The organism is Flavobacterium cellulosilyticum (assembly GCF_004349355.1).
GTDB lineage: Bacteria > Bacteroidota > Bacteroidia > Flavobacteriales > Flavobacteriaceae > Flavobacterium > Flavobacterium cellulosilyticum.
Genome location: NZ_SMFK01000019.1, coordinates 22,945 through 49,118 on the forward strand (window position 1 = coordinate 22,945; position 26,174 = coordinate 49,118).

General features: G+C 32.6%; 23 protein-coding genes. 3 read left to right on the plus strand and 20 right to left on the minus strand.

Annotated elements, in window-relative coordinates; translation table 11 throughout:
• Window positions 1-28: 28 nt before the first annotated feature.
• Both E0F76_RS17520 and E0F76_RS17525 read left to right on the plus strand, forming a co-directional pair.
• Entirely contained in the window at window positions 29-3,253 is a 3,225-nt protein-coding gene (locus E0F76_RS17520) for a hypothetical protein (protein ID WP_132009259.1), read from the plus strand.
• Window positions 3,254-3,589: 336 nt separating this feature from the next.
• On the plus strand, window positions 3,590-4,432 hold the full coding sequence (locus E0F76_RS17525; protein ID WP_132009262.1) for a T9SS type A sorting domain-containing protein: 843 nt from the start codon (window positions 3,590-3,592) through the stop codon (window positions 4,430-4,432).
• A gap of 946 nt (window positions 4,433-5,378) precedes the next feature.
• Here E0F76_RS17525 and E0F76_RS17530 read toward each other — a convergent pair.
• From E0F76_RS17530 to E0F76_RS17610, 17 genes are all read right to left on the minus strand, one after another.
• Window positions 5,379-5,903: a hypothetical protein gene (locus E0F76_RS17530; RefSeq protein WP_132009265.1), complete on the minus strand. Its 525-nt coding sequence runs from the start codon at window positions 5,901-5,903 to the stop codon at window positions 5,379-5,381.
• 138 nt (window positions 5,904-6,041) lie between these two features.
• Window positions 6,042-6,263, minus strand: a complete 222-nt coding sequence (locus tag E0F76_RS17535; protein ID WP_132009268.1) for a hypothetical protein — start codon at window positions 6,261-6,263, stop codon at window positions 6,042-6,044.
• Between the two features lie 54 nt (window positions 6,264-6,317).
• Window positions 6,318-8,645: a T9SS sorting signal type C domain-containing protein gene (locus E0F76_RS17540; RefSeq protein ID WP_132009271.1), complete on the minus strand. Its 2,328-nt coding sequence runs from the start codon at window positions 8,643-8,645 to the stop codon at window positions 6,318-6,320.
• 499 nt (window positions 8,646-9,144) lie between these two features.
• Complete coding sequence (locus E0F76_RS17545) at window positions 9,145-10,761, minus strand: UxaA family hydrolase (protein ID WP_132009274.1); 1,617 nt, start codon at window positions 10,759-10,761, stop codon at window positions 9,145-9,147.
• 25 nt (window positions 10,762-10,786) lie between these two features.
• Window positions 10,787-12,229 carry a tagaturonate reductase gene (locus tag E0F76_RS17550; RefSeq protein ID WP_132009277.1) on the minus strand — a complete coding sequence of 481 codons (1,443 nt, stop codon included), beginning with the start codon at window positions 12,227-12,229 and terminating at the stop codon, window positions 10,787-10,789.
• A 92-nt stretch (window positions 12,230-12,321) separates the two neighbouring features.
• Window positions 12,322-13,722: a glucuronate isomerase gene (gene uxaC / locus E0F76_RS17555; RefSeq protein WP_132009280.1), complete on the minus strand. Its 1,401-nt coding sequence runs from the start codon at window positions 13,720-13,722 to the stop codon at window positions 12,322-12,324.
• Between the two features lie 21 nt (window positions 13,723-13,743).
• Complete coding sequence (locus E0F76_RS17560; protein ID WP_132009283.1) at window positions 13,744-14,526, minus strand: gluconate 5-dehydrogenase; 783 nt, start codon at window positions 14,524-14,526, stop codon at window positions 13,744-13,746.
• Window positions 14,527-14,532: 6 nt separating this feature from the next.
• On the minus strand, window positions 14,533-15,369 hold the full coding sequence (gene kduI, locus E0F76_RS17565) for a 5-dehydro-4-deoxy-D-glucuronate isomerase (protein WP_132009286.1): 837 nt from the start codon (window positions 15,367-15,369) through the stop codon (window positions 14,533-14,535).
• Window positions 15,370-15,749: 380 nt separating this feature from the next.
• Window positions 15,750-17,189, minus strand: a complete 1,440-nt coding sequence (locus tag E0F76_RS17570; protein ID WP_132009289.1) for an MFS transporter — start codon at window positions 17,187-17,189, stop codon at window positions 15,750-15,752.
• 131 nt (window positions 17,190-17,320) lie between these two features.
• Window positions 17,321-18,094: a TerC family protein gene (locus E0F76_RS17575; protein WP_132009292.1), complete on the minus strand. Its 774-nt coding sequence runs from the start codon at window positions 18,092-18,094 to the stop codon at window positions 17,321-17,323.
• Window positions 18,095-18,138: 44 nt separating this feature from the next.
• Window positions 18,139-18,519, minus strand: coding sequence for a DNA topoisomerase IV (locus tag E0F76_RS17580; protein ID WP_132009295.1), 381 nt, complete (start codon window positions 18,517-18,519; stop codon window positions 18,139-18,141).
• A 52-nt stretch (window positions 18,520-18,571) separates the two neighbouring features.
• Window positions 18,572-19,147, minus strand: coding sequence for a DUF1572 family protein (locus E0F76_RS17585; RefSeq protein WP_132009298.1), 576 nt, complete (start codon window positions 19,145-19,147; stop codon window positions 18,572-18,574).
• Between the two features lie 3 nt (window positions 19,148-19,150).
• Window positions 19,151-19,723: a pentapeptide repeat-containing protein gene (locus E0F76_RS17590; protein ID WP_132009301.1), complete on the minus strand. Its 573-nt coding sequence runs from the start codon at window positions 19,721-19,723 to the stop codon at window positions 19,151-19,153.
• Window positions 19,723-19,944 (minus strand): DUF6095 family protein, encoded by a 222-nt coding sequence (locus tag E0F76_RS17595; RefSeq protein WP_132009304.1) that lies wholly within the window; start codon window positions 19,942-19,944, stop codon window positions 19,723-19,725. Before E0F76_RS17595 ends, E0F76_RS17590 begins: the two co-directional genes overlap by 1 nt.
• A gap of 41 nt (window positions 19,945-19,985) precedes the next feature.
• Entirely contained in the window at window positions 19,986-20,801 is an 816-nt protein-coding gene (gene murQ / locus E0F76_RS17600; RefSeq protein ID WP_132009307.1) for an N-acetylmuramic acid 6-phosphate etherase, read from the minus strand.
• Window positions 20,802-20,943: 142 nt separating this feature from the next.
• A complete protein-coding gene (locus E0F76_RS17605) occupies window positions 20,944-21,612 on the minus strand; it encodes a ZIP family metal transporter (RefSeq protein WP_132009310.1) in 669 nt (222 codons plus the stop codon).
• Window positions 21,612-22,376: a class I SAM-dependent methyltransferase gene (locus E0F76_RS17610; RefSeq protein ID WP_132009313.1), complete on the minus strand. Its 765-nt coding sequence runs from the start codon at window positions 22,374-22,376 to the stop codon at window positions 21,612-21,614. Before E0F76_RS17610 ends, E0F76_RS17605 begins: the two co-directional genes overlap by 1 nt.
• A gap of 102 nt (window positions 22,377-22,478) precedes the next feature.
• Here E0F76_RS17610 and E0F76_RS17615 point away from each other — a divergent pair, with 102 nt between their 5' ends.
• Window positions 22,479-23,648 carry a THUMP domain-containing class I SAM-dependent RNA methyltransferase gene (locus E0F76_RS17615; RefSeq protein WP_132009316.1) on the plus strand — a complete coding sequence of 390 codons (1,170 nt, stop codon included), beginning with the start codon at window positions 22,479-22,481 and terminating at the stop codon, window positions 23,646-23,648.
• An 88-nt stretch (window positions 23,649-23,736) separates the two neighbouring features.
• Here E0F76_RS17615 and E0F76_RS17620 read toward each other — a convergent pair whose 3' ends face one another.
• Genes E0F76_RS17620 through E0F76_RS17630 form a run of 3 tightly spaced genes read right to left on the minus strand, consistent with a single transcriptional unit; the run spans window position 23,737 to window position 26,136 of the window.
• On the minus strand, window positions 23,737-24,597 hold the full coding sequence (locus E0F76_RS17620; protein ID WP_132009319.1) for a hypothetical protein: 861 nt from the start codon (window positions 24,595-24,597) through the stop codon (window positions 23,737-23,739).
• Between the two features lie 55 nt (window positions 24,598-24,652).
• Entirely contained in the window at window positions 24,653-25,723 is a 1,071-nt protein-coding gene (locus E0F76_RS17625; RefSeq protein ID WP_132009322.1) for a hypothetical protein, read from the minus strand.
• A complete protein-coding gene (locus E0F76_RS17630; RefSeq protein WP_132009325.1) occupies window positions 25,720-26,136 on the minus strand; it encodes a hypothetical protein in 417 nt (138 codons plus the stop codon). Before E0F76_RS17630 ends, E0F76_RS17625 begins: the two co-directional genes overlap by 4 nt.
• Window positions 26,137-26,174: the final 38 nt, after the last annotated feature.

The window sequence follows — 26,174 nt, forward strand, 5'->3', positions numbered from 1 at the left end:
ATGTCTCATTTTTTTAAATTAATTAATTATGAAATTAAAATTACTTTTATTGACGATGTTGCTTTCCATCTCTTTTGTTCAAGCTCAGAAAACAGATGTTTGGGATTTAGGAGGCCAACAATTAGACACCAATTTGTATAATAATAAATTGACTGTTGACGATATTAATGCCTGGTATCCCGGAGTTGCTGGAGGTACAAATGCGACTAATTTGCCTTCATCAACAGTCCTTACACTAACTCCAGGTGTGTTGACACTTAAAACGGGAGGCTCGGATCGATTATACACAACTAATACTGCAATTACTCGCTATGCAATGGGAAATATTGGAACTACAGATGCAAATTATTCCGCACGCTATTATTGTAATGGTAACGCTTCTACTACAACTCGATTTTTTACATTAACATTAGCTGTTGATGATGAGGTAACAATTGTTTCAAGTTCTGAAACTGGAAGTTTTCCATTGACTATTGTTAATACTACAGCGGGTACCAATCAATCGGAATCGATTCCAGTTGTACAGTCTGGAACAACTGTTAGTTTGGTAAAATTTCAGGCAAAACAAGCGGGAGATTTTAAAATATCGTGTTTAACAGGAAAAGGGAATTATTACAGAATCCTAAGAAAACCTGCTAATTACAAATCTATCACGGGTTCTATTGATGAAACTGGCGCTCCTGGGATAGGTGGTTATTCTGTTTCATTTACAAATCCAGCGGGTAAAGTGTGGACAGCCCCAGTAGCAGCTGGTTCATTTAATGTAAGTCTTCCTGCAGGCTTTACTTACCAAATGAGTTTGGTGAATGCCAATGGATATATCATTAGTAATGGAGAATCTTTGGCTGTAACAGATGCTACCACAACCTATAATATGACGGTTGTAAAAGTGTTCTTATACAACCTTAGTGGTTCAATTTCAGGCTTAGGGAGTGGTATATCAAAACTAGCACTAGTATATACGCCAGACCCAGCAGCTAATAAAGTTTATGTTCCTAAACCAGTTATCAATACAACTAATGCAACTTATACTGTAGATTTAGAAGCGAACACTCAGTATACAATTTCTGGGCAAGGAGTAAACGACAATGAAATTATTGCCAATACGATTACCATTACAGCAGCCACATCAGCTAATATTACATTTACGCCAAAACCAACCTATGGAGTTTCAATTAATACCACGGGCTTAACTGGAATACAATTGAGTAATTTAAAAATGACGTTTACGAATTTAAATGAAAGTGGCTATGTGTATAATTTCAATTCTGTTACAGGAATAAGCTTGCGAAACGGAACTTATAGTGTTGCATTAAGCGGGTTAGATGATTATCCTGTTGATGCAGGTTTGGTTTCTAATTTAAAAGTGAATGGCGTTGCTACTTCAAAAAATGTGGTTTTTAAACCAGTAACTATTTGGTCTTTTGAAGATAAAACAATTTCAACCACAACAACGGTTGGATATAAAGGAATGTTATTGACAGGAACGGTTTCAAATCGTATCGCCCAAGGAGATTTAACTGCTAAAACAGGATCTACAATTAAAATACCTGTAAGCAACATTGGTGACAAAGTATTAGTTACCTATTATTATGCTGCCAATTTCACTATCGAAGGCGGAGCCCCAATTATTACCACTAGCAATAGTACTAATATTCTTGAAAATGTTGAATATACCTATACAGGTACAGAAACTAATCCTGGATATGTTACAATAACTGTAGGAGGTTCGTCGCTTACCTCTTATTTTACCAATATTCAAGTAGGTGGAGGTACTACAACCTATTCACCAATAATTACCGTAGGTGTAGGAAAAAATTATCCAACAATCAATGCGGCTCTTACTGCTGTATCATTTATGAATAGAACTGCTACCGATCGTGTTACGATTATGATTGATCCAGGGAATTATGAAGAAATGATAGATGTTACTCAACCTAATGTAACTTTAAAAAACGCTGCCTCAACTCCAAATATAAACTTGTTGAACAAAGGGGTAGATATTGATGCTAATGCAGTAAGAATAACATCGTATTATGGTATTGGTTACAACTATTATAGTATGAAAAATAATCAAAAATGGGATGCTGACGTTCTGCGAATAAATAAAGAAAATGGATCTCAGCCTTATGTGAACGTAAGTGGTACTACCAATAATTCCTATTGGAATGCAACACTTTTAATAAGTGCTAACGGATTTACAGCCCAAGATATAATAATAGAGAATTCATATAACCAATATATTTCATTAAAAGAATCTCAAGATGTAGTGGAATTAGCTTCAGGAAACAAGGGAGTGCGTTCTACAACATTCGGAAGCGTTGCCGTTCAAGATAAAGCTTTTGTAGAAAGAGCTGCTGCTTTTGCTGTTAAAAACGGAATTGACAAAGTAATATTAAATAAATGTCGAGTTATAGGTCGTCAAGATTCATTCTTTGGAGGAACAACTGCTAGGGTAGTGGTGTACAAAGGAGTTATGATGGGTTCTACGGATTATATTTTTGGTGGTATGAATGCTGTTTTTTATCAGACAGATTTTGCAATGAATACCAGTGATACCAGTAATGACGCTTCTTATTTAACAGCTGCACAACAAGCTACAGGAAGAGGGTATTTGATGTACGAATGTAAAATAACGACTGCTATTCCAGGTACAGAAACAGCATCGGTGTATCGCTCTAAACCAGGTTATTTTGGACGTCCTTGGGCTGCCAATACTAGTGAAGTCGTTTTTTATAACACAACAATCGAAACAACTAATTTTCCTGCAAATGCTGGACAATCACTTATTGTACCTTTGGGATGGAATAATTCATTAAGTGGCGAATCTCCTAAAATGTACGAGTACGGTACAATAGAAAATTCAGGAGTCAACAATAACGCTAGTCGTGCTTCTTGGGCTACATTATTGTCTGTACCTACATTGACCGATGGTACCGCAATATCTACTTTCAATTTCACCAAAGGTGCCGATAATTGGGATCCTATTCCAGTCTTAATTGCTGCTGATGGTTCGCTTGCTAACAAAAAATTTCAAACTCAAACTACTGTAAATGTTTATGCTTATAAGGATACAGTTGTGGTTTCAAACATTAAATCAAAAACTAAAGTTTTAGTTTACACTATTAATGGGACATTGGTAAAATCATTTGAAACCAATATAGAAACAAAATTTAATTTAAATCCAGGTACTTGGATTGTTGTCGTTAAAGCAACAGATGGTGAAAAAAACACCAAACTGATAACTTTTTAACTCAAAACAGCAAGTTTTAAAAGTAAAATGAGGCGTTTAGTCTTATTTTGCTTTTAAAACAATAATTCTTTAATTTCATTTACTCGAATATAAAGTACTTGAACCAACCTAAAACAAATAAATTTCACGTGAAGGGATATTTAAATTTCAAATTGGGATTCTATTTTTAAAAAAATGAATTTGTAGTCAATTACTATCATTTTTAGAATAAAAAAATGAATATTAGCTTATAGTTCCTTTTTTTTTATTTAATTGTTAATTAGTTTGTTTAATTTAATATAATTAGTATTTTTGTGTAATCGATTGCAAACTATAAAACAACTAAAAATTTTTATTATGAAAAAAAAATTACTTCTTTTAATTCTTCCTATACTATTTATAGGATTAACTGTTAATGCTCAAACGAAAACTTGGGATTTTGGTAATAACGGTGGTGGATATTGGCCTATTACTGCTTCTGGAGTTGGTACTATTGGTGCTGGAACTGAAGCCGTCATCGATAAATTAGGATTATTTTCTAATGACCCAGCCAATACAGGAATTGTAAATTTCGGTGCTGTCAATGCGTCTGGAGCTTCGTTTGATGACTTATATGTAGGAGTGAATCGCTTCCAATTGAATGGTGGAGGTGGTGGAACAGCAGGTAATGTATTACCTACACAGCGTTATGTCTATTTTACCGTAAGTGGAGCCTGTACAGTAAAGGTTTGGTTTAAAACGGGTTCTAATGGAGCCGTTCGTTCTGTTTTATGTACTGATGGTTCAGCTATTCTAGGTTCAGGTACTTCTAATAGTGGTGGTAATCTAGATTTAGTTATTTTTACGGTTAATATTTCTGCTGCTCAGGCATTGGGGAAGAAAATTTATATTTATGGAGACACAACGTCTAGTAACCTTTATAAAATCGAAGTTACTGGAGCAACTGTGACCACTCCTTCTTTAGCTACCACAAGCTTCAAAAAACAATCTGATGTTATGGTATATGCTAAAAACAATAGAATCTTCTTATCTAACATAAAATCAAGTACGCAAGTTAAAGTTTACAACGTTTTGGGAGCAGTAGTAAAATCGACTAAAACAGATTCAGATACTAATTTAGATATTAACAAGGGTGGTGTTTATATTGTAAACGTAAAATCAGTTGATGGTGAAAAATCAGTAAAAGTAATTGTGCAGTAATAATAATTTTGTTTTAATTTTAAAATAGGCTATTCCAGTTTGGATAGCCTATTTTTTTTATCTACTATTTTGGTGTAAAAATGAAAAAGAGTTGGTAAAAAAAAGCTGCTAAGCATCATAAAACTGGAAGATTCCAAAAGTTTTTTGAAATTCGTTTATTTTGACAGTTCAACTTTGACTCAAGTAAGAAACTGTTATTATTTATAAAAACTTCAAAAAAACATTGTTCAAAGTGTATGAATCATTACACGATAAAATGGGGTACTCAACAAAATAAAAAACAATTTAAATGTAAAGAGTGCAATTAATGATTTAACTCTTGCAATTCATCTGTTTTGAATTACAGCAAGTAAATTTGGGATTAGAATTTGATAATTGGTAAAGTTGTTTTTGATAAATTATCAAAGAAATCAAGTTATAGTAAAAGCAATTTACATCTGTGTTTTCTTAAACCCAGATTCCGCATTAGACTTCGTTTTGAAACTGAATTATTCAATAAAAACAAGTGCGCACGGACTTTTGTTAAAGAAGGAATACATTGTATTTCATTTTTAAAAAAAGGAGTACGTACTTGGTTTTGAAGAAGAATTAGGTTGTAGTAGATTTCTAATGCGGAATTTGGGTTATATGTTATCAGAAGGTCCTGTTTTTAATTAAATTCTCCTCTTTGGTAAAATAGATGGATATTTATGGAATCTGGTTTAAGGTCATGCCTAGGCATAAATTTGGTTCTGAAAAGAAATTATTAGCTATTTAAATCCAATAAATAAATCCAAATAAGGTTTGTTTTATTAAATGTAGGAGGAGTGAACAAAACGTATAAATAAGGACGAAATCAACGGCCCTTATTAGTTATAATTATAAGCTATCGTTAAATAATAGCTCTTCAGCTGAGCTTATGTCGTCGTGAATAAGATAAAAGATTTGTCTATAGTAAAATATTTCATTATATAAAAAAGGGGGCGGCTAGTTTGCTTTTAGAAGTCTCATCTATAATTTCAAGTTTTAAGCTATTTACAAATTCAAGATCTAATGATAAATTATAATTATAGATTTCCTTCCTAACAAGATATACCATATTAACATGATCTTGTTTTGAGTTCATGAAAAATCTTTTTTTATATAAAGTACCATCTAATAAATTTACATTGAATTGATACCATTTAAATTTATGTATTTTTATTAAAATTGGAATACAAACAAATAAAATTGCAAAAACAATAAAATCTATTGGTAAATAAAGTAACATTAGAAAAACTAACATCAATGCAATTGCACTTAATCTCAATTTATTTGAAGTGCTTAATTTAGATTTATTGATAAATATCCGGCCAATTTTAGAAAATAAAATGTATTTATCCTCCTTGTTTTTAAACACTAAAAGGATTCCGTTATCTAAAATTGTTTGAGATACAAATGGAATCGTAGTTGAGTTATCTCTACTTAGATTAGAATTGAAATTGTTATTCATAATTTAAAATTTTTGAAATGAATACTTATTTTAAAAACTGAAATTAAATTTGATATTTATTAAAATAAAATAAAAAAGAAACCCTGCCCATGGAGCAGGGTTCATCTTTAAAAAAACAAAACCAATATTAATTGTAACTTAAGATGGATTTGTTTGTCTCGTGTAGTTTCTCAATTTTATAAATACAAAAGCTAATCCTATCAAGGCTAAAACCCATACATAATCATCAATAGGAGCTACAGGAGTGGTATCTCCATCTCCTTCTATTCCTGTTCCTCCATCTGGTGCTTGTGCAAACATTACGAAAGTTGAACACAAGTAAAAGGCAGCGATATAATATTTTAATACATTTTTTTTCATTTTGCTATTTTTTAAAATTTAATGATTTCGATTAATTAAGTTTCATCAAGATTCTTAATTCACTACTTTCTTACTTACCACTGTGTTATCTTGAGATGTTATTTTGACAATCAACACTTGTTGTGTCGCTTTAAAATCTTTGATCGTTGCTGTATTTGCTTTCACATTTTTTTGTTCTGCCATCAACTTACCTTGAATATCATAAACTTTGATATTGGCTATTGCTACAGAGCCAGAGTTTACATATAGCGTTCCATTGTTTTTATATACTGTCACACTGTTTTCGTTGAATGATGGTGCATTAACTTTTAAAGTTTTTTGGTATGACAACGAAAATCTTGCATTAGAAGAACCTTCTGGTGCTGTAAATGTATACGAATCCAATTTCAAATTAGTTTGAGTTCCAGTTGTGCTATCTGTTAAGTATACATCTTGACCAGTAGCAAACAATCCATCGGTATGGTCAATAGCAATTGAATAATCGCCAGCAACATCTGTTTTGAAGTTTAATGCAACTACATCACTCGGATCAAATGGTAAAGCACGACCTTGAATAGTATATTCTTCATTATTGATATTAGATGTTAAGGCTACTTTACTATCATTGATGTATTTACCATCAATTCCTGTATCTACACCTTGGGTAGCATCCTCCATATAACCTACTAAGGCTTGGCTGAAAACTCCTTCAGTGTTGGTTAAGTTCAACCATACGCGGTTTTTCGCCGTTACTTGTTTAGTTTTTAAGAATTGAGTACTTGTTGGAGACACTTCACGCATTGCATTGGTGAAATTTAATGCTGTAGCTGTACCTGTATTTATAATAAATCCTTGACCAACTTGTATTGTTCCGTTTGGCACAATAGCACTACCTCCTCCTGAATTCGCTACACCTCCTGCAGTTGTCCAAGTAGCATATGAAGAATTTGCTGGATTATTTGTTTTTCTCCAAAAATATAAAGTCCCATTGGCTGAAGGATTGCCTGACAAGAATGCTGTAGCACTTAGAGCAGAAGGATAAGGATTTCCAACCGAATAATACAAACTAGAAGTAAGACCTGTAAGACTCACGTTTCCATTATTAGGGACACCTGTAAATACACCTGTGAAAGTTTCAATTGCAGGAGAGACTGCTGCCGTATTTGGCATACGAATTAAATATCCAGTACCCGCTGCGAAGTTAGTTGTAGTTGGACTAGCAACTGCACTATAAAGGTTAGCAGCCGAATCATAAGTATAAAAACGACTTGGTGATTGTGAAGTCATTGGAGAGAAAGTCGATAATTTCTGGCTTGCTACAGGAGATGCCCACATCGTGTAATCCAAACGAGACAAAGGATTGCTATTGCGGTTTACTACTATATTTCCAGTATTGGTTGTATTGTTTACTTGAATCAAGTTAGCGTTATTTTCGACAACAGTAGTACCAGTGCCAACATTGATTACTTCGTTTTGAACTGTAACATTTGTTCCTGAATTAACAGTCAAAGTATTCCCTATATTTACAGTTAATTTTTTTGCCGTAAAAGTACCATTTGTGGCTGTACTAAAAATTGGCACTGGATTTACAGGAGCTGTACTACTACCTACCCCTATAAAGGCTTCTTTTGTTGCAGTTGGAGCACCATTTTCCCATTGTCCATTATACCAAAAAGGAGATATTACACCAGAAACATCACCAAAATAAACCCTGAACAGAGACATCTTCCCATTAGGTGAATAAAATTTATAAGCATGACTTGTTCCAGTGGCGTTAGTAATTTTATAAGCAGTAGGAACCAAGCTTTTAAAATTTACAGGCGTATCAGTAGTTGCTGCAGCACCATCTACAGAAAGACTTATTGTTGGAGCAGCTCCATCACTCATTATTATAAAAGTCACTGTTTCTCCAGCTGGAATATTTAGTGACCAAAATCTATTTGTTCCATTACTAGTAGACCCATTAGGCTGAATCCTACCATTTTTAGCGGTAGAACTTGTACCAACAGCATCATAATCTGTCAAACTTGGATTTTGAACCACGTTTGTAAGGTTACTGTACCCGCTTAAATTAGGATTAGATCTATACAATCTAGCATCAGTAGTACCGTTAGCAGTATAAGTTAAATTATAAGGAGCAGGACCAATCGTAAATGGATTTGGAGGAAAAGTGCTAGTAGGTGCTACAACAACAGTAGCTGTTCCAAAAAGAGCCAACTGTAAAGCAGCATCATCTACATAGACATTTGTATAAGGAGCTGGCAATTGATACCCTCCAAAATCAATAACTTGTTGACCCCAACTCAGCTGAGTTCCGATAAACAATAATAAAAAAAGCGACACCATTCTTGAGAATGTTATTTTGCTTTTTGTTTGATAAAAATCGTGTGTAATTTTAGTCATAAATAATAATTTTAGTTTGGTTAATAATTAATAAGTTTTTAATTGATATAAGCAAAAATCAGTGTGAGATCAACATTCTACGCTATTTTGATTCTTTTTAATCTTATATAACTATAAATGATGAACTTACAACAGGTAATCGATTGCACAAAAATAGACTTATTTATTTAATTTGCAAATAAAATAGAATATTATTTAATTTTTTATATAAAATATTATGAGTATGAAAAAAATATAAGATATTTATCTATTAATTAGGAATTGAATTTTAACAAATAATAAGTGTTAATCTATTTTGGGTAATGGATTACATTATATGTCAGAGTTAAATGGTTAATCCGTTTAACCGATTTAATTATATAGAGAGAGTATTTATACAATTAATATTAAGTTCTATTGTAATTTTAGAAAGGATACATTTAGATGCTATTTATAAGCAAAAAAAAAAGGTGCTGGAATAAAATCCAAACACCTTTTTTTAATCAAAAAAAAATAATTTTTATAAAGAAACGCCTCTTTTCCAAGGAATAAAATCGTTTTGATTTAATATAGCTGCTTTGGTTTTAATAGTTCCGCTGGCTACATCAATAATAAATTCTAACATTTCGTCAGCCATTTCTTCAATAGATTTTTCACCTGTGATAATTCCACCGGTATCAATATCAATAATATCAGACATTTTTTGAGCTAATTGCGTATTAGAGGATATTTTAACAACTGGCGCAATTGGATTTCCTGTTGGAGTTCCTAAACCTGTTGTAAACAATACCATATTTGCTCCTGAACCAACCATTGCAGTAGTACATTCAACGTCATTTCCAGGAGTACATAACAAAGTAAAACCTGGTTCGTTGATGTATTCACCATAATCGTAAACACCTACAATTGGCGAAGTCCCACCTTTTTTGGCAGCACCGGCTGATTTCATAGCATCCGTTATCAAACCGTCTTTGATGTTTCCGGGTGAAGGATTCATGTCAAATCCAGAACCTGCATCTACAACTGTTTTTTCGTACCATTGCATTAATTCCAAGAAACGTTTTCCGTCTTTGTCATCCACACAACGGTTTACCAATTCTTGTTCTACACCACATAATTCTGGGAATTCAGAAAGAATTGTAGTTCCTCCTAAAGCAACCAATTTATCAGATAATACACCTAATGTTGGGTTAGCTGAAATTCCAGAGAATCCATCAGACCCACCACACTCTAAACCAATTCTTAATTTTGATAATGGAGTAGGAGTTCTTTTGATTTTATTCGCTTCTTTGATCGCAGCAAATGAATCTTTTACTACGGTACTCAACATTTTTTCAATAGTTCCAATTTGTTGTTGGTCATAAATTAAAACAGGTTTGTCACTGTTTGGATTTATCGCCTTCATGGCATCTTGAAAAATAGAGATTTGTAAATTTTGACAACCTAAACTTAATACAGTAGCTCCAGCCACGTTGGGATTATTAACGTATCCCGCCAAAAGCTTGGCCAAAGAGTGTGAATCCTGACGAATTCCACCACAACCACCTTGATGTTGGATGAATTTTACTTCAATGTTTTCGAATAAATCAACTTCATTAGATTTTATTACAACATCTTCAGCACCTTTTTCAGAGTTAACCAAAGAACGAAGTAACAATTGGTAATCGTTTTCTTTAGGTTTCATTAATTCTTTTTCGAAAATACCTTTTAAGATTTCGATGTTTCTGTTTTCACAAAAAACCAAAGGGAAGAATAACCAAACGTTTTCAGTTCCTACTTGACCATCTGTTCTGTGGTATCCATTAAATGTTCTGTCTTTCCATTTATCAACATTAGGAACATTCCAACCGATTGATTCCGTTTTAGCGGTTACTTTTGCACTTTGATGTTTTACATTTTCAGTAGAAAGTAATCCTCCTTTTGCAATTGGAGCACTAGCTTTACCTACTAAAACACCATACATAATAATCTTTTCTCCTAATTCAAAAGGATACATTGCAATTTTATGTTTCATTTTTACATCAGCCTCGATGGTGATATCTTCACCTTCAAAGTTAATAACTTCACCAGCCACTAGATTCACTAATGCTACAGCTACGTTATCAGATGGGTTTACTTTTATTAATTTTTTTTGCATGATAATAATTTTAAAAAAGTTCTAATTAGTATTTTGCGCTGAAATTAGCATAGCCTTTTTCAACTCCATTAGCTTCAATTTCAGTTAAAGCTACTATTATAGCCTCAGATAAACCTTTAATTTTTGTTAAATCTTCACCCCAAAATTCGGCATTAGTTAAAATTTTAGTTACAATTAAATCTAAAGATCCTAATTCCCAAGCCTTTTTGAAGGCTTCCACTATCTCTGGAGAATCTTTTACAGGTAATGCTTCGTTATCCCATGTTCCTTTGTAGAATTGGATTAAACAAGCTAATGAAAAAGTCAAATTAGTAGGAAGTGTTTTATTCGCATTAAAATAGCCTAATAAACTAGGTAAAACTCTTACTTTGAATTTTGAGATAGAATTTAAAGCAATATCAGCCAATGCATGTTTGATAAACGGATTTTTGAATCGATCCATTACCTCTTCAGAATAGGCGATGATTTCATTTTTGTCCATATCAAGAGTTTCACTAATTTCACTAATAACGCTGTTTATGAATTTCCCAGTAAAATCTCCGTTAACGGTTTCCATAACTAATTTGTTACCGTGCAAAAGTGAAAAAGTAACCATTGCAGTATGTGCACCGTTTAGAATACGAACTTTTATCATTTTAAAAGGACGGATATCATCAACAATCTTCACATTCAAATTCGTTTTATGAAAAGGTAACTTTTCTTTCAAAGCATCACCACCTTCAATAGCCCAAAGGAAGAATGGTTCAGCTGCAACAATTAAATTATCTTGATAATCTAACTTGTTGTTGTATTCTTCAATCTCGGCTCTTGGATATCCAGGAACAATTCTGTCCACCAAAGTACTGTGATACGTACAAGCATCAGATGCCCATGTTTTAAATGAATCGTCTAACTTCCATAAATCGCAATATTGCAAAATAATTTTTTTCAGAGTCTCCGAGTTATAGTCAATCAATTCACAAGGAATTATAGTCAATCCTTTAGATGCATCTCCATTGAAATGTTTGAATCTTTCATATAATAAAACAGTCAACTTTGCAGGAAATGAAACTGGCGGTTGCATATCAGGAGTATCAGTTGCGACGAATTCAATTCCCGCTTCAGTGGTATTTGAAACAATAAATTGAAGTTCTTCTTCTGTGGCTAACGCTAAATAATCAGCAAATTCAGTATATGGGTTTATACCTTTTACAATATTAGTGATTAACTCAATATCTTGTATTTTTTCGCCTTTTTTGATTCCATTCATAAACAAAGTATAAAGACCATCTTGGTCGTTAATCAGGTGCACCATACCTTCTTTCAATGGCTGAACAATTGCAATTCCAGCATTGAAATCAACTTCATTATTTAGTCTTTGAAAAGCGTAATCAACGAATGCTCTTAAGAAATTACCTTCACCAAATTGTACTACTTTTATTGGGTATTTCTTTTCTAATCCTTGGCTTTTTCTATTTAATTTTTCCATTTTTTATTTTTCGATATTATTTTAAAAAGACAAAAATTAGCAACTTTAATAGTTGTTAATTTCTATCGTATTATTATTTAATCATTCCTTTTTTAGAATTTGAAATAGGCTTTTGCGTTATTATAACTAATGTCAGAAACCATTTTTCCAATCCATTCCATATCATTTGGCAATTCGCCTCTTTTGATTTCGTCTCCTAAAAGATTACAAAGAATGCGTCTGAAATATTCGTGTCTTGGGAAAGATAAAAAGCTTCTAGAGTCAGTCAACATTCCGATGAAACAACTAATCAATCCCATATTGGAAAGAGCATTCAATTGTTTTGTCATTCCGTCTTTTTGGTCTAAAAACCACCATCCAGATCCAAATTGTACTTTTCCACGAACGCTTCCATCATTAAAGTTACCAATCATGGTAGCCATCACTTCGTTATCAGCAGGATTTAAATTGTAAATGATAGTTTTAGAAAGTTTGTCTTTGCTATCTAATGCATTAAGGAAACCTGATAATTTTTGCGCTTGTGGGTAATCACCAATAGAATCCCAACCTGTATCAGGTCCTAAAATTCGGTGCATACGGGCATTATTATTTCTCAAAGCACCTAAATGAAGTTGTTGAACCCATCCAAATTCATGGTATGTTTCGAATAAAAAGAATAAAATAGCACTTTGAAATTTCAAAGCTTCTTCGTTAGTTAAATCTTTATTTTCTCTTTTCTTTTTAAAAATAGCATTCACTTCAGATTCAGTATAGTTTTCAAAATACACTTGGTCTAAACCATGATCGCATAATTTACAGCCATTTTTATCGAAATAGTCAATTCTGTTTCTTAATGCCGTACATAAATCCGCATATGAATTAATCGTTACACCTGCTTTTTCACCTAAGGTATCAATATAAGCATTGTACCCATCGTTTCCAATTAGAATAGCTTTGTCAGGTCTAAATGCAGTTCCTACTTTTACTTCGTAGCTGCTTTTAGCTATTTGTTGGTGAAATTCCAAAGTATCAATTGGATCTTCGGTAGTACAAACAAATTCAGCATTAACTTTACGAAGCAAATTTTGAGTACTGTATTCTGGAGAATTTATTTTTGCAGATGTTTCCTCGTAAATTTTCTCAGCCGATTTTTCGTTTAATAACTCCGTTATTCCAAAGTAACGAGCCAATTCTAAATGAGTCCAATGGTACAACGGATTACGCATAGTATACGGGACCGTTTTTGCCCAATTCATGAATTTATCTTTATCCGATCCATTTCCTGTTATGAATTGTTCGTTGATCCCCAAAGTACGCATTGCACGCCACTTGTAATGATCACCGTTGATCCAAACATTGGTAATGTTGTTAAATATTTTGTCTTCAGCTATAAACTGAGGGGACAAGTGATTGTGATAATCAATAATAGGCTGATTTTTAGCATAAGTATGATATAATTCTTCAGCGAATTTGTTTTCTAATAAAAAATTATCATTTATGAATTTTGTGTTCATTTTAGATGTATTAAAATATTATTATTCGTTAGATGGTTTTCCAATAGTAGCAAGAATTCCCCCATCAACATATACAATTTGACCGTTGACAAAATCACTGGCTTTAGATGATAAAAAGACAGCAGTACCTGCTAAATCTTCAGGATCTCCCCAACGTGCAGCAGGGGTTCTACTGATTATAAATTCATTAAAGGGATGTCCTTCTATTCTAATTGGTTCCGTTTGTGTGGTAGCAAAATAGCCTGGTCCAATTCCATTCACTTGGATATTGTGTTTTGCCCATTCAGTTGCAAGATTACGTGTTAGCATTTTTAATCCTCCTTTTGCAGCAGCATAAGCAGAAACACTATTTCGTCCTAATTCACTCATCATAGAACAAATATTGATAATCTTACCTTCCTTTCTTTCAATCATTTGCTTTGCAACTAATTGTGACATAATGAATGGTCCAACTAAATCTACATCAATTACTTTTCTAAAATCAGCAATTGGCATTGTAATCGCCAATTCTCTTTTGATAATTCCAGCATTATTTACCAGAATATGTATATCTCCTAATTCTTTTGTAATTAAATCTACATTCTCAGCCGCCGCTTTTTCATCGGTTACATCAAATAAATAACCAGATGCTTTATATCCTTTACTTTTATAATAAGTTAGAGCTTCATCCATTTTAGAAGGAGTTGTTCCTGTAATAACGAGCTCAGCACCTGCAATAGCTAGACCTTCAGCCATAGCTAGCCCTAAACCGTGTGTTCCACCAGTAATTAAAGCTCTTTTTCCTGTTAAATCAAATAATTTCATTTTTTATTATCTTAATTCTGTTATTTTGCATACATCCATATCGCCATAATCCAAATTCTCACCTGCCATTCCCCAAATAAAAGTATAATTGCTAGTTCCTGAACCTGAATGTATCGACCATGGAGGAGAAATTACCGCTTGGTGATTATTCATCCAAATATGTCTTGTTTCCTCTGGTTCACCCATAAAATGACAAACGGCTTGGTTTTCTGGAATGTCTAAATAGAAATACACTTCCATTCTGCGATCATGCACGTGAGCTGGCATAGTATTCCAAACACTTCCTGGTTTTAATTCGGTCATTCCCATTTGTAATTGGCAAGTGGTCACAATACCGCCAATGATCATTTGGTTTACGGTACGATGATTTGCTGTTTCCATTGTACCTAATTCTATTTTTTTGGCTTCCGCCAAACTTACTTTTTTCGTAGGATAATTGGTGTGAGCTGGTGCTGAATTGATATAAAATTTGGCAGGATTTGTTGCATTATCACTTTTAAAAATAACTTCTACATTTCCACTTCCAATATAGAGTGCATCTTTAAATCCTAAATCGTATGAAGTTCCTTCGACTTCTACAGAACCATTACCACCTACATTGATGATTCCCATTTCTCTTCTGTCTAAAAAATTAGGCATTTTCAATATGTCTATTGTTTCTAATTTGATAGGGGTTAATGGAACAGCTGAACCTGTAATGTATCTGTCATAATGAGAATAGGTAAAGTTTATTTTACCTTCTTGCATTAAATTGTCAATTAAGAATTCATCTCTTAATTGTTTAGTATCGTATTTTTTTACTGCTTGTGGGCTAGAAGCATATCTAGAACTATAATTTGTCATAATGTAAATGTTTAATGTAATCGATTGCGCAAATGTACTTATTATTCTAATAAATTACAATTAAATTAAAATTTTTAATGTATATTTCATTTTTTAGAACTAGTTAATTATAATAAAATATACAAATTAACTTTAAAATAATTCTATAATGGAAACAATATTCCAAGAGGTATATTATCCGAAATCACCTTTTAAGGGTGAATTTATTTTAATAAATGGTTCCTTATATTTTTATAAGGTTTCATTTAAACTTGCTTCGGATGTTTGATAATATTCGATCTTTGTCCTTTTTTATTTGTGTAAGGGAAAAAAGTAAAAATAATCCGTTTTTACTTTTTTCCCTTGAGAAGATATGCAATTATTATTAAATCAATCTGATATTACAAATCTGTAATTGGACTGTAGTGCGGTACTAATAATTTCATAACAGACCAGCCTATTAAATAACAAACAGAACATATAGAAAAAATGATAAAATATCCAGCTTCAATACCATGAAAACCCATAAAGGCCATGTCAGTTTCTTTGCTGAAATCAAATAACATTCCAGAACCTTTGTTAATTACAGTAGATCCAATACCTCCAGCTAAGCCACCAATTCCTGTAATGGTAGCAATTGCTTTTTTGGGAAACATATCGCCAACAGTTGTAAATATATTGGCAGACCAAGCTTGGTGAGCAGCACCGGCAATACCAATTATTATAACTGGTAACCAATAGCTAATATTCCCTAAAGGTTGAGCGATTAAAGCTAAAAGCGGGAAAAATGCAAAAATCAACATAGATCGCATTCTTCCTTCGTAGGGATTCATTCCCTTCTTTTCAACAAAATAGGTTGGTAGCCAACCTCCAATTATAGAAAGTAAAGTGATCATGTAAAGTACAAATAGGGGGAAAGCAGCTTGAGTAGAATCCATTCCATAAACGGAACTTAAATATGCTGGCGTCCAGAATAAGAAGAACCACCATACACCATCAGTCATGAATTTACCAAAAGCAAAAGCCCACGTTTGTTTGTATCGAAAAGCTTCTTTAAAAGTAACTTTAGTTGTTGTTTCAGGAACGTAACCTACTAGTTTACTATCAGCAATATCATCTTGCTGGATATATTCTAATTCAGCAGCATTTACTTTTGAATGTTTATGAGGTTTGTCATACATAAAAACCCAAAAACCCATCCAGACGAATCCTAAGGCTCCAATAATGATAAATGCCATTTCCCATCCATATGCTTTTGCAATAAATGGAATTGTAATTGGGGCAGCTAATGCTCCAACCGTTGCACCTGCATTAAAGATACTAGTAGAGAAAGCTCTGTCTTTTTTAGGAAAATATTCAGCTGTCGTTTTTATTGCTGCAGGGAAGTTTCCTGCTTCTCCTACTGCTAGTACAAAACGGGCAAATATAAATAAGGTAACACTCACGTTTATAACCAAGCCTGTATCATTTACAGTACCTATAATTTCTTTTGCTCCATCAAAACCCACAAACCAGTTGCCAGTAATTATTCCAGCTGTTGCGATTCCACAAAAAGCGTGTAAACAAGCTCCAACAGACCAAACTCCAATAGCCCAAAGAAACCCCTTTTTAGTGTCTAAAATATCTACTAATTTACCTGCAAATAGAAGTGATACGGCATAAAATATGGAAAACAATGCAGTGATATTTCCATAATCATTGTTGGTCCAATGGAATTCTGGGGCAATAAAATCGCTCCAGGTTAATGAAAGTACTTGTCGGTCTAAATAATTAATGGTTGTTGCAAAAAATAATAAGCCGCAAATGGACCATCTGTATTTTCCGATTTTTTGTTTTGTCATAATTCTAAAAAGTTATATTTGGTTACGTTAAATGCAATCGATTACACAAAACTAGGGATTATTTTTATATTTCCAAGTTTTTATGTCTATTTTTTTCATATAATTTATATTTAATTGACTTTAAATGCAGTTTACTTCTTTTTCTTGTCAACTCGCATATTTAAAAATTCTACTAATAAAGAAAATGTAATTGCAAAATATAAATATCCTTTTGGCAATGGAGTAACATGATTTCCTAGTATTAAAGCATTTGATAAATGAGCGCTTTCCGTTATCAACATTAAACCTATTAAAATTAAAAAAGAAAGTCCAAGAATTTGAATAGATGGATTTTTATTGACAAAATTCCCCACAGGAACTGCAAATTGCATCATTATAAAAACAGAGATAACTACAGCTGTAACCATAATATAAAGCGCTCCAGCAACGCCATTTGTCATTCCCACAGCAGTAAGTATACTATCAAAAGAGAATACTAAATCAATTAAAATAATTTGAATAATTACACTTCCAAATGATTTTAAGGCGGAGTTTTTTAATTCTTTTTCTTCTTCCCCTTTTAAGTCTACTTTTTCGTGAATTTCTTTCGTGCTTTTATAGATCAAAAACATTCCTCCAAGAAATAAGATAAGACTTTGTCCTGAGATACTTGCCTTTAAAAAACTAAAATCAATCGTAAACCAAGGTTCTTTCATTGCAATGAGGTAAGAAATCCCCAAAAGAAGTGCAATTCTCATAAACATGGCCAAAAACATACCCACTTTTGTGGCTTTTTTGCGTTTTTCTTCGGGCAATTTTCCTGTGACTATTGATATAAAAATAATGTTATCTATTCCTAGAACAATTTCTAAAAAAGTCAATGTTAATAGTGCTATCCAAGCGTCAAGATTTAAAAATACTTCCATTTTATTTTGTTGTGAATATTAAATTTTGAATTAAATAGGTGCTTTTAATTGTTTTCGGATTCTTTAAAAACGGTTCCTTTTTGTTTTTTATCACTTCCTACAATTCCAAATTCAAATATATAAGAATTTTTTGAGGTACTCAATATTTTCATTGAAATAGCTTTCTCTTCCGCCATATTTTTGGGATGAATTTTTTGTAAAACATATTCGCAGTCACTTACCCAGCGAATACTTGCAGTATCTATTTTACCCTCATAATTTTCAATTTCGATGCTATCATTGCGTTCAAAAAAGGTGGTCTTCTTTATTCCATCAACAGTGTATTCAAATTTAAATTTTCCCGTTTTAAAATTTTTGCAATTGTGTTCCGCATTATAGCATGACATTAGGGTCAGAATTGGGAGAAGGAAGAGTGTTTTTTTCATTAGTTTGCTTTGTGGACCTCATCAGTTTTTAAAACCAATGAGATTAGTTGTTTTATTTTAATTTATTCAATTCCTCATCCGTGAAGTGCTTTCTACTTTTATCTTTTGAAAATTTGTCAGTGTTGTAATTCTTAGAGCTGTTTTTAGGAATTGACAAACTAGTCCATTCACCTTCTTTCAATATTTTGGAATAGAATACAATTTGGCCAACATGATATGGATAATGTGCTAATTGACGGTTTATAGCTTCAAACACAGTATGACCTTCGTTTCGGATATAAATAATATCCGAAAGTTGTTCTGGTTTTAAGGTGTTTAAGGCTTCAAAAAAACAATCCCAACCTTTATTCCATATGTCTAATAATTCCTCTTTGGTTTTGATAGTTTCTTCAAATTCAGAATCTCTGTTCCGCCATTCTTTTTCTCCATCTGAGGTTAGAAAATCAGTCCAACGCGATAGCATATTTCCTGAAAGATGTTTCACGATTATAGCAATACTATTTGTGTCTTCGTTTATCGAAACAAAAAGTTGTTCTGGTTTGAGTTGATCCATCGCTTTTTCGCCCAATGTTTTATAATAGAGAAACTGCTTTGTTACACTTTCTAGATAGGATTTTGATGTTTCCATAATTCACTCAATTTTAATGTCATATTTATCTAAAAGACCAACAATACCTTTGGTCGAAAACTTGGCTTTTTTCATAGGGTTGAATTCGGGATCAATTTTATAATTATAAGCTGTTCTAAAATCGACACCTGCCAATTGAGTGTCATTAAAAATAGCATTTTCTAAATTGCAATTTTCAAAAATTGAATTGGTAAGATTCGTTCCAATAAAGGAAACCTCTTTCATTGAACAGGAATTTAATTTCGTTTTTGGCATTTTCTTATTTGCAAAAGAAGAATAATCTAAAACACAATCCTGAAAACTTACACTGAATAGGAAATCAGTGCAAGAATGGAATTGGATTCCTAGTAATTTGCAATTTTTAAAATCAACTGTTTTTAAACTCGTTCCTGTTAATTGCATCATCGATAGATTACAGTCGATGAATTCACAATCCATAAAAGTGTTATTCGAAAAATCACTATTCGAAAAATCACAGTTCTTAAAAACGCAATCTTCAAATTCGCGATTGTTCACTTTTTTGTCTATAAAAGAGACTTTTTCGAAGGTTTTATGTGTGTGTAGTAGGTTTTCCATTAATCATTAAATAAACTTCGCATCATTGTTTTCAATCCCAAAACCATAAAATAAATTGCAAATGCGCAAATCCCAATTCCTATAGCCAAAACCAAATAATGCCAACCATTTTGTTTGTTGATAAAGGCATTATATATTATGGAAGGGCCAATAAAAAGAAGGGGCAAAGCCCAAGCTAAATATTTGATTCCTTTGGATAATATTTCTTTATTTGTTGCCATTTTTTAGTTAAATCGGTTATGGGTTTAATTATTTAATTTGATTACTGATCATTATATTTATCAACTGCTTTTCTAACGCTTCCATATTTTGCAAGCAATTCAGCAGCCATTTCATAAGGAACAGGAATTTCGCCCATAATCATTTTTACACCACGATCAACTAATTTGTTGTTGCTCAATTGCATATCGACCATCTTGTTACCTTTCACTTTCCCGAGTTGGATCATGGTGGCCGTCGAAATCATATTAAGAACCAGTTTCTGAGCTGTTCCCGCTTTCATTCTAGAACTTCCCGTAACAAATTCAGGTCCAACCACCACATCAATAGGAAATTGAGAAGTTAGTGACATAGGACTTGCTGCGTTGCAAGAAATGCTTCCAGTTATGATGTTATTTTCATTGCAGGCTTTCAAACCGCCAATGACATAAGGAGTGGTTCCCGAAGCTGCAATTCCAATCACAACATCATTCGTGTTTATTTTATGTTTTTTTAAATCAATCCAGGCTTGCTTCTCATCGTCTTCCGCATTTTCTACAGCACGGCGAATGGCTTTGTCGCCACCAGCAATTATTCCAACAACTAAATCGAATGGTACACCAAATGTAGGTGGACATTCAGAAGCATCCACCACACCCAAACGGCCCGAAGTTCCTGCACCTATGTAGAATAATCGTCCACCCAATTTCATTTTGGTTACGACTTGAGTTACCAAAGTTTCGATCTGAGGTAATGCTTTTTCTACAGCTAAAGGCACGGTTTTGTCTTCGTTATTGATGTTGGTCAATAATTCCTGAACGGACATCTTTTCTAAATGTTCGTAATTCGAGGATTGTTCAGTGGTTTTTGTGAAGTTCATTGTGTATATGTATTATGCCACGAAGGCACTATGGCTCAAAGAGATTTTTGATGTTTGACAAATTTAGCAAATAATAGTATTGAATAGTAATGGAAAATGGATTGTTTATGTAATTCAACGTTGCAATTTCGAATCTTTGTGGCTACAAAAAATAAGCCAATGCAATTCCCAAAATAATCATCGAAACCTTCGCAATATTAAATTTGTGTCCCTCACTACTTTCGAATATAATTGTAGATGAAATATGGAATAAAATTCCAATTACTACGGCGGTGATTTCGGTGTAATAATCGTTTAAAATAGGCATATAATCAGACAATAAGGTTCCCATTGGAGTCATTAGAGCAAAGGTCATCATAAAGAAAAATATAGCTTTTTTGTTTAGATGCGAATTGAGGAAAAAAGTTGTCAAAATAATGGCAATTGGCAAATGATGAATGGCAATTCCTATAGCCAGATTGTGATGATGACTGACTGGAAATCCTTCTAAAAAGGCATGTATACATAGACTAAAAAACAACAACCACGGAATATGTTCCATATCTTGATGTCCGTGTACGTGACCATGCTCAGCACCTTTGGAGAAAAACTCCAATATAATTTGGAATAAAATCCCCAACATAATGAAGATTCCAATATTTTTATTGTGGCTTTCATAAACATCTGGCAAAAGATGAATTACAGTTAATGACAGCAAAAAAGAACCACTAAAAGCCAACAATAATTTAAGGTTGGTTTTGTTTTTTGGTTTCAAAAACAAAGCAATGGTATATCCTAGTAATACTGATAATAGAGGTAAAAGATAGTTCATTATTTAAAAATCATAATTAATCGTTCACTATCATTTTTGTGGAATTTCTTCAGTTTGTAATCACCAAAAATATCCAAAAGATAAATTCCCGCTTCTTCCATCATTTCTTCAAAATCTTTTAGTGTTAAGGCTTTTACTTTTTCAGTGAAATGAAATTTTTGGCCTTGATCTTCAAAATCAATTTCTTTGTAAATATGTCCGTCGTTCACATATCGTTTGATGTGAAATTCAATATTTTCAACTGTTTTAACTTCTTCCGGAACTAAATTAGTGATGACTTGACTGACATTCATAAAGTCGATAACAGCAAATCCATATTCGGTTAAACTGTCCTTCATTGCTTTTAATGTTGTCAAATTGTCATCGTCATTTTCGAAATAACCAAAACTGGTAAACAAATTAAAAATAGCATCAAATTTATCTTCGAATGAATCACGCATATCATGAACTTGAAAATGCAGTGACTCGTTTTTGTTTTTATTAGCTTCTGCGATGCTGTTTTCAGACAAATCAGCACCAACCACTTCAAACCCTAATTGGTTTAAATAAATGGAATGACGCCCTTTGCCGCAAGCCAAATCGAGCACTTTTGCTTTCTCAGGAAGATTGAGATAATGGGTTAAATTGTCCATGAAAATCTGGGCTTCTCTATAATTTCGTTCTTTATAAAGGATATGATAATACGGAGTGTCAAACCAGGAAGCGAACCAATTTTCTGATTTAGGATTTGGGATTTCTGATTTAGGATTTTTAAAATCTGACATTTATTCTTTTTCTATTAATTCAATTCCTGCAAATTTAGTGTATTTTTGCACCACTATAAAAAATAGCGGTATATTAAACGACTATTTGTTAAGTTTTAAAAAATGGAAAATTTCAAAATGATTGCCAAAACCTTTTTTGGTTTTGAAGAAATATTGGCAAATGAATTAAAAATGCTTGGTGCTCAGGATGTAGAGCAGGGTGTGAGAATGGTAAGTTTTAAAGGAGACAAAGGTTTTATGTATAAGGCTAACTTGTCTTTGAGAACGGCGCTGAAAATTCTGAAACCCATTTATTTTTTCAAAGCGAGAGATGAACAGGCGTTATATAAAGGAATTTCGGGAGTAAACTGGTCAAAATTTCTAAATGCGAACCAGACTTTAGTTATTGATGCAACTGTTCACTCAGAGTATTTTAATCACTCGGAATTTGTTTCCCAAAAATGTAAAGATGCTATAGTTGATCAATTTCGGGAACGAACAGGGCAACGTCCGAGTATCGAAAAAAATCATCCTGATTTAAGAATCAATATTCACATTGATAAAGATCAAGTGTCGGTAGCGTTGGATACATCTGGAAATTCTTTGCATCAACGTGGTTATAGAACAGCAACTAATATTGCACCTATAAACGAGGTTTTAGCGGCTGGAATTCTATTGCTTTCTGGTTGGGATGGTCAAGGTGATTTCTTGGATCCAATGTGTGGTTCTGGAACTTTCCTTGCAGAAGCGGCGATGATAGCTTGTAATATTCCAGCAAACATAAACCGTAAGGAATTTGCTTTCGAAAAATGGAACGACTGGGACAATGAATTATTTGATTCGATTATGGATTCGTTGTTGAAAAAAGTTCGAGAATTTCATTATACAATAAAAGGATACGACAAAGCACCATCGGCGGTTCAAAAAGCCAAAGACAACATCAAAAACGCGAATTTAGACGAATACATCACCATCGAAGAACGCAACTTTTTTGATACTGAGAAAACGTCTCAAGGAAAATTACACATGGTTTTCAATCCGCCATACGATGAGCGATTGGATATTCATATGGAAGAATTCTATAAAAATATTGGGGATACTTTAAAGAAAAATTATCCTGGTACTAATGCTTGGTTTATCACAGGGAATCTGGAAGCCTTGAAATTTGTAGGCCTAAAACCTTCTAGAAAAATCAAACTTTTTAATGCCAGCATCGAAGCAAGATTGGTGAAATATGAAATGTATGAAGGAAGTAAAAGAACAAAGTTTCAGACTCTCCCAGAAGCTGAATAATTAGTTCTAAATAAAGAATATAAAATCCCGATAATGACTATTTGAATATAGTGATTATCGGGATTTTTTTTTATTTTAAAAGGTTTTTTCATTCTTTTTTCTTAGTAAATTTTCTAACCAAGAATGCTAAAATTGGAGCTATAATAACTGCTATCGCCCATTTTACATTTCTATTCATTTCATCCCAAACAGAAACAATAAAATTTTGCTTGAAATTGATATTTATATCATACGTTTTTATTTTTTCACTAATGATTTTTTTGTTTTTATCTAAAGGAGAAATTACTAATTCAAGTTTACTTTTACCTTTTGAATTAGGTTTTGGGGTTACATTCCATTTCCATTCAAAATAAGCATCACTATATGTATGAGTAACCTCATCAAATATCTTTTTAATATTGCTTTCTTTATCGCTTGATACTAACTCAATGTTGAATTTATTCCCAGGATCTTTGATTTGAATGCTTAGATAATATCCTAAATTAACATCTCTACTAGTAATATCTTTTACGGTAAGTATTGGTTGTCTATTTTCAACTCTGGAGTCATTGATAACTTTCAATAATTCTGTTTTAATTTCATCGTTTTCAATTAGTGGATTTAACATGGCTCTCATTTCGTATGTTCGATCCTCTTTCATTTCAAACATTATGTCTTCCTTCATATTTTCATTTTCGCAATAAAAAGCGACTTTACCCAACTTCGTTTCTATTTTCGTTGTGTCACTATCATTGCTGCCAAATGTGATTTCTGAACCCTCTTCTAACCCATCAGAAGCTTCTGATATTCCACTTAATGAATCAGATATAGAAGTAGCTATGTCAGTTGCAACAGCAGCTGAGTCAACAGCTGTTGCTTCAGGCGGACCTGCTTCAGTTGCTAGTTCATATTTATTACATGATGAAATAATAAGTAGAAAAAGAATACAGATAAGATGGTTTTTTGACAATAAAATATTTTTCATATTTATCGGATAATAATGATTATTGATGATCTTTTAGGAATTACTTATCCCATTCTTTGCTATCTTTTTTATTCATTCCCCATCTGATTCCTATAAGTGAAACTAAATCTTTAGAGGAATCTGAGGTGAAGTTTTTACCAAAACCTCCTGTTAGATGATAATTAGAGTTAATTTTATATTGTATGACGCCAACAGATCTATAATCCTTTCCATTGCCATTCCTTTTGATATATTCATAACCAAATGAAAGTGCATCGACGTCTAATTGAATTTTGCAGCCATAATCGAAATATTCCAATTGGTCTGTATAGCCTGAAGTCAAATTGTTGTAAACTGCATTGTCTTTTATATATCTAACAAATCCATAAAGATTAAGATAATTAGTATCTACTTTTGGAGAAAAGGTAAGAGTACTCCAAACGCCTAGTCGATCTTGTTGATTATTTTTGTAAGTGTTATTGGAATATAAAGTACTATATGCTACGGCTAAATCAAGCATTAACAGCGGTTTTTTTAATATCTCAGCAAAATCATCAGCTTTTTCATATTCTAAAGATGCTACTATTTCATCACGTTTTTTATAATATTCTTCTGTATTACTTGTTCTAGTTATATTAGGAAAATCTCTTTCCATTCTTGAATCGGCGTTGTCAACTATTTTTTGTGTTATACTTCTAAAATAGCTGTAAGCTTCAATCATCTCTACTTTATTTGATCGAAAAACCGTTACAATATTCACATTAAATCCTGCTGCTATTTTGGTGAGGCTGTCAGTTTGATTGATGACCCCTGAAATATTGGGTCTCAGTAGCTTATTTATGGTAGCTTGTTTAAAATCATTGGTGTTTTTTCCAAGACCGTAATACTCTAGACCATTAAGCTTTCCTTTGTTTAAACTGAAATCAAGTGAGATATTTGATAAATTTTCAGTATTAATATTGAAATCTTTACAATCAGGATTTGAAGTAATTATTGCCGCTGTATTATCGAGTAATGATAATGCTGTAGAATTGAGAATTTGTACTCCTTTTAAATCAATACTATTTGCATTGTTTTGAGAGAAACAAATTTGTATAAGAATCAAATAAATATAAGTAAATTGTTTTTTCATATCAAATCGATTAATGCAACAAAATAGATAAGTTCTTTGTTTTTGATAATGGTTGGTCCAAAATCATAAGTATTAAATTCTTGATTAGCACCACTAGGATCTTCTATATGGTATTTGAAAATTAATTTCTTCGCCTTTTCCATAATTACAGCATTGGGTAGTGTATTTAATGATTTAAAACTAATATAAGTTTCAAAGAATAAAAGACCTTTGTTATGTTTGAACATTGGCGTTAAGGGAATGGAAGCATCAGTGAGATGCATTGGTGTTGTAAATATTGGGTCGTTGGAATTTATTCCATTTTGTAAATCAAGAAATACTTTCGTGTATAATGGTATAAAACCCAAATTGTTTGATAGTTCAAAACGGATTCTTATGGCATCGAAGTTCTTTGTGTTATACGATTTATTCATAAATTCAATAATTTAAATTTTGACTACTCTATTTCCTC

What these genes read in the sequence shown, in the direction of transcription:
- E0F76_RS17550 (WP_132009277.1), bottom strand. Translation starts at nt 12,229, where the DNA reads ATGGAAAAATTAAATAGAAAAAGCCAAGGATTAGAAAAGAAATACCCA.
- E0F76_RS17580 (WP_132009295.1), bottom strand. Translation starts at nt 18,519, where the DNA reads ATGAAAAAAACACTCTTCCTTCTCCCAATTCTGACCCTAATGTCATGC.
- E0F76_RS17570 (WP_132009289.1), bottom strand. Translation starts at nt 17,189, where the DNA reads ATGACAAAACAAAAAATCGGAAAATACAGATGGTCCATTTGCGGCTTA.
- uxaC (WP_132009280.1), bottom strand. Translation starts at nt 13,722, where the DNA reads ATGAACACAAAATTCATAAATGATAATTTTTTATTAGAAAACAAATTC.
- E0F76_RS17540 (WP_132009271.1), bottom strand. Translation starts at nt 8,645, where the DNA reads ATGACTAAAATTACACACGATTTTTATCAAACAAAAAGCAAAATAACA.
- E0F76_RS17630 (WP_132009325.1), bottom strand. Translation starts at nt 26,136, where the DNA reads ATGAATAAATCGTATAACACAAAGAACTTCGATGCCATAAGAATCCGT.
- E0F76_RS17525 (WP_132009262.1), top strand. Translation starts at nt 3,590, where the DNA reads ATGAAAAAAAAATTACTTCTTTTAATTCTTCCTATACTATTTATAGGA.
- E0F76_RS17625 (WP_132009322.1), bottom strand. Translation starts at nt 25,723, where the DNA reads ATGAAAAAACAATTTACTTATATTTATTTGATTCTTATACAAATTTGT.
- E0F76_RS17560 (WP_132009283.1), bottom strand. Translation starts at nt 14,526, where the DNA reads ATGAAATTATTTGATTTAACAGGAAAAAGAGCTTTAATTACTGGTGGA.
- E0F76_RS17520 (WP_132009259.1), top strand. Translation starts at nt 29, where the DNA reads ATGAAATTAAAATTACTTTTATTGACGATGTTGCTTTCCATCTCTTTT.
- E0F76_RS17535 (WP_132009268.1), bottom strand. Translation starts at nt 6,263, where the DNA reads ATGAAAAAAAATGTATTAAAATATTATATCGCTGCCTTTTACTTGTGT.
- E0F76_RS17530 (WP_132009265.1), bottom strand. Translation starts at nt 5,903, where the DNA reads ATGAATAACAATTTCAATTCTAATCTAAGTAGAGATAACTCAACTACG.
- E0F76_RS17595 (WP_132009304.1), bottom strand. Translation starts at nt 19,944, where the DNA reads ATGGCAACAAATAAAGAAATATTATCCAAAGGAATCAAATATTTAGCT.
- kduI (WP_132009286.1), bottom strand. Translation starts at nt 15,369, where the DNA reads ATGACAAATTATAGTTCTAGATATGCTTCTAGCCCACAAGCAGTAAAA.
- E0F76_RS17615 (WP_132009316.1), top strand. Translation starts at nt 22,479, where the DNA reads ATGGAAAATTTCAAAATGATTGCCAAAACCTTTTTTGGTTTTGAAGAA.
- E0F76_RS17590 (WP_132009301.1), bottom strand. Translation starts at nt 19,723, where the DNA reads ATGGAAAACCTACTACACACACATAAAACCTTCGAAAAAGTCTCTTTT.
- E0F76_RS17585 (WP_132009298.1), bottom strand. Translation starts at nt 19,147, where the DNA reads ATGGAAACATCAAAATCCTATCTAGAAAGTGTAACAAAGCAGTTTCTC.
- E0F76_RS17610 (WP_132009313.1), bottom strand. Translation starts at nt 22,376, where the DNA reads ATGTCAGATTTTAAAAATCCTAAATCAGAAATCCCAAATCCTAAATCA.
- E0F76_RS17545 (WP_132009274.1), bottom strand. Translation starts at nt 10,761, where the DNA reads ATGCAAAAAAAATTAATAAAAGTAAACCCATCTGATAACGTAGCTGTA.
- murQ (WP_132009307.1), bottom strand. Translation starts at nt 20,801, where the DNA reads ATGAACTTCACAAAAACCACTGAACAATCCTCGAATTACGAACATTTA.
- E0F76_RS17575 (WP_132009292.1), bottom strand. Translation starts at nt 18,094, where the DNA reads ATGGAAGTATTTTTAAATCTTGACGCTTGGATAGCACTATTAACATTG.
- E0F76_RS17605 (WP_132009310.1), bottom strand. Translation starts at nt 21,612, where the DNA reads ATGAACTATCTTTTACCTCTATTATCAGTATTACTAGGATATACCATT.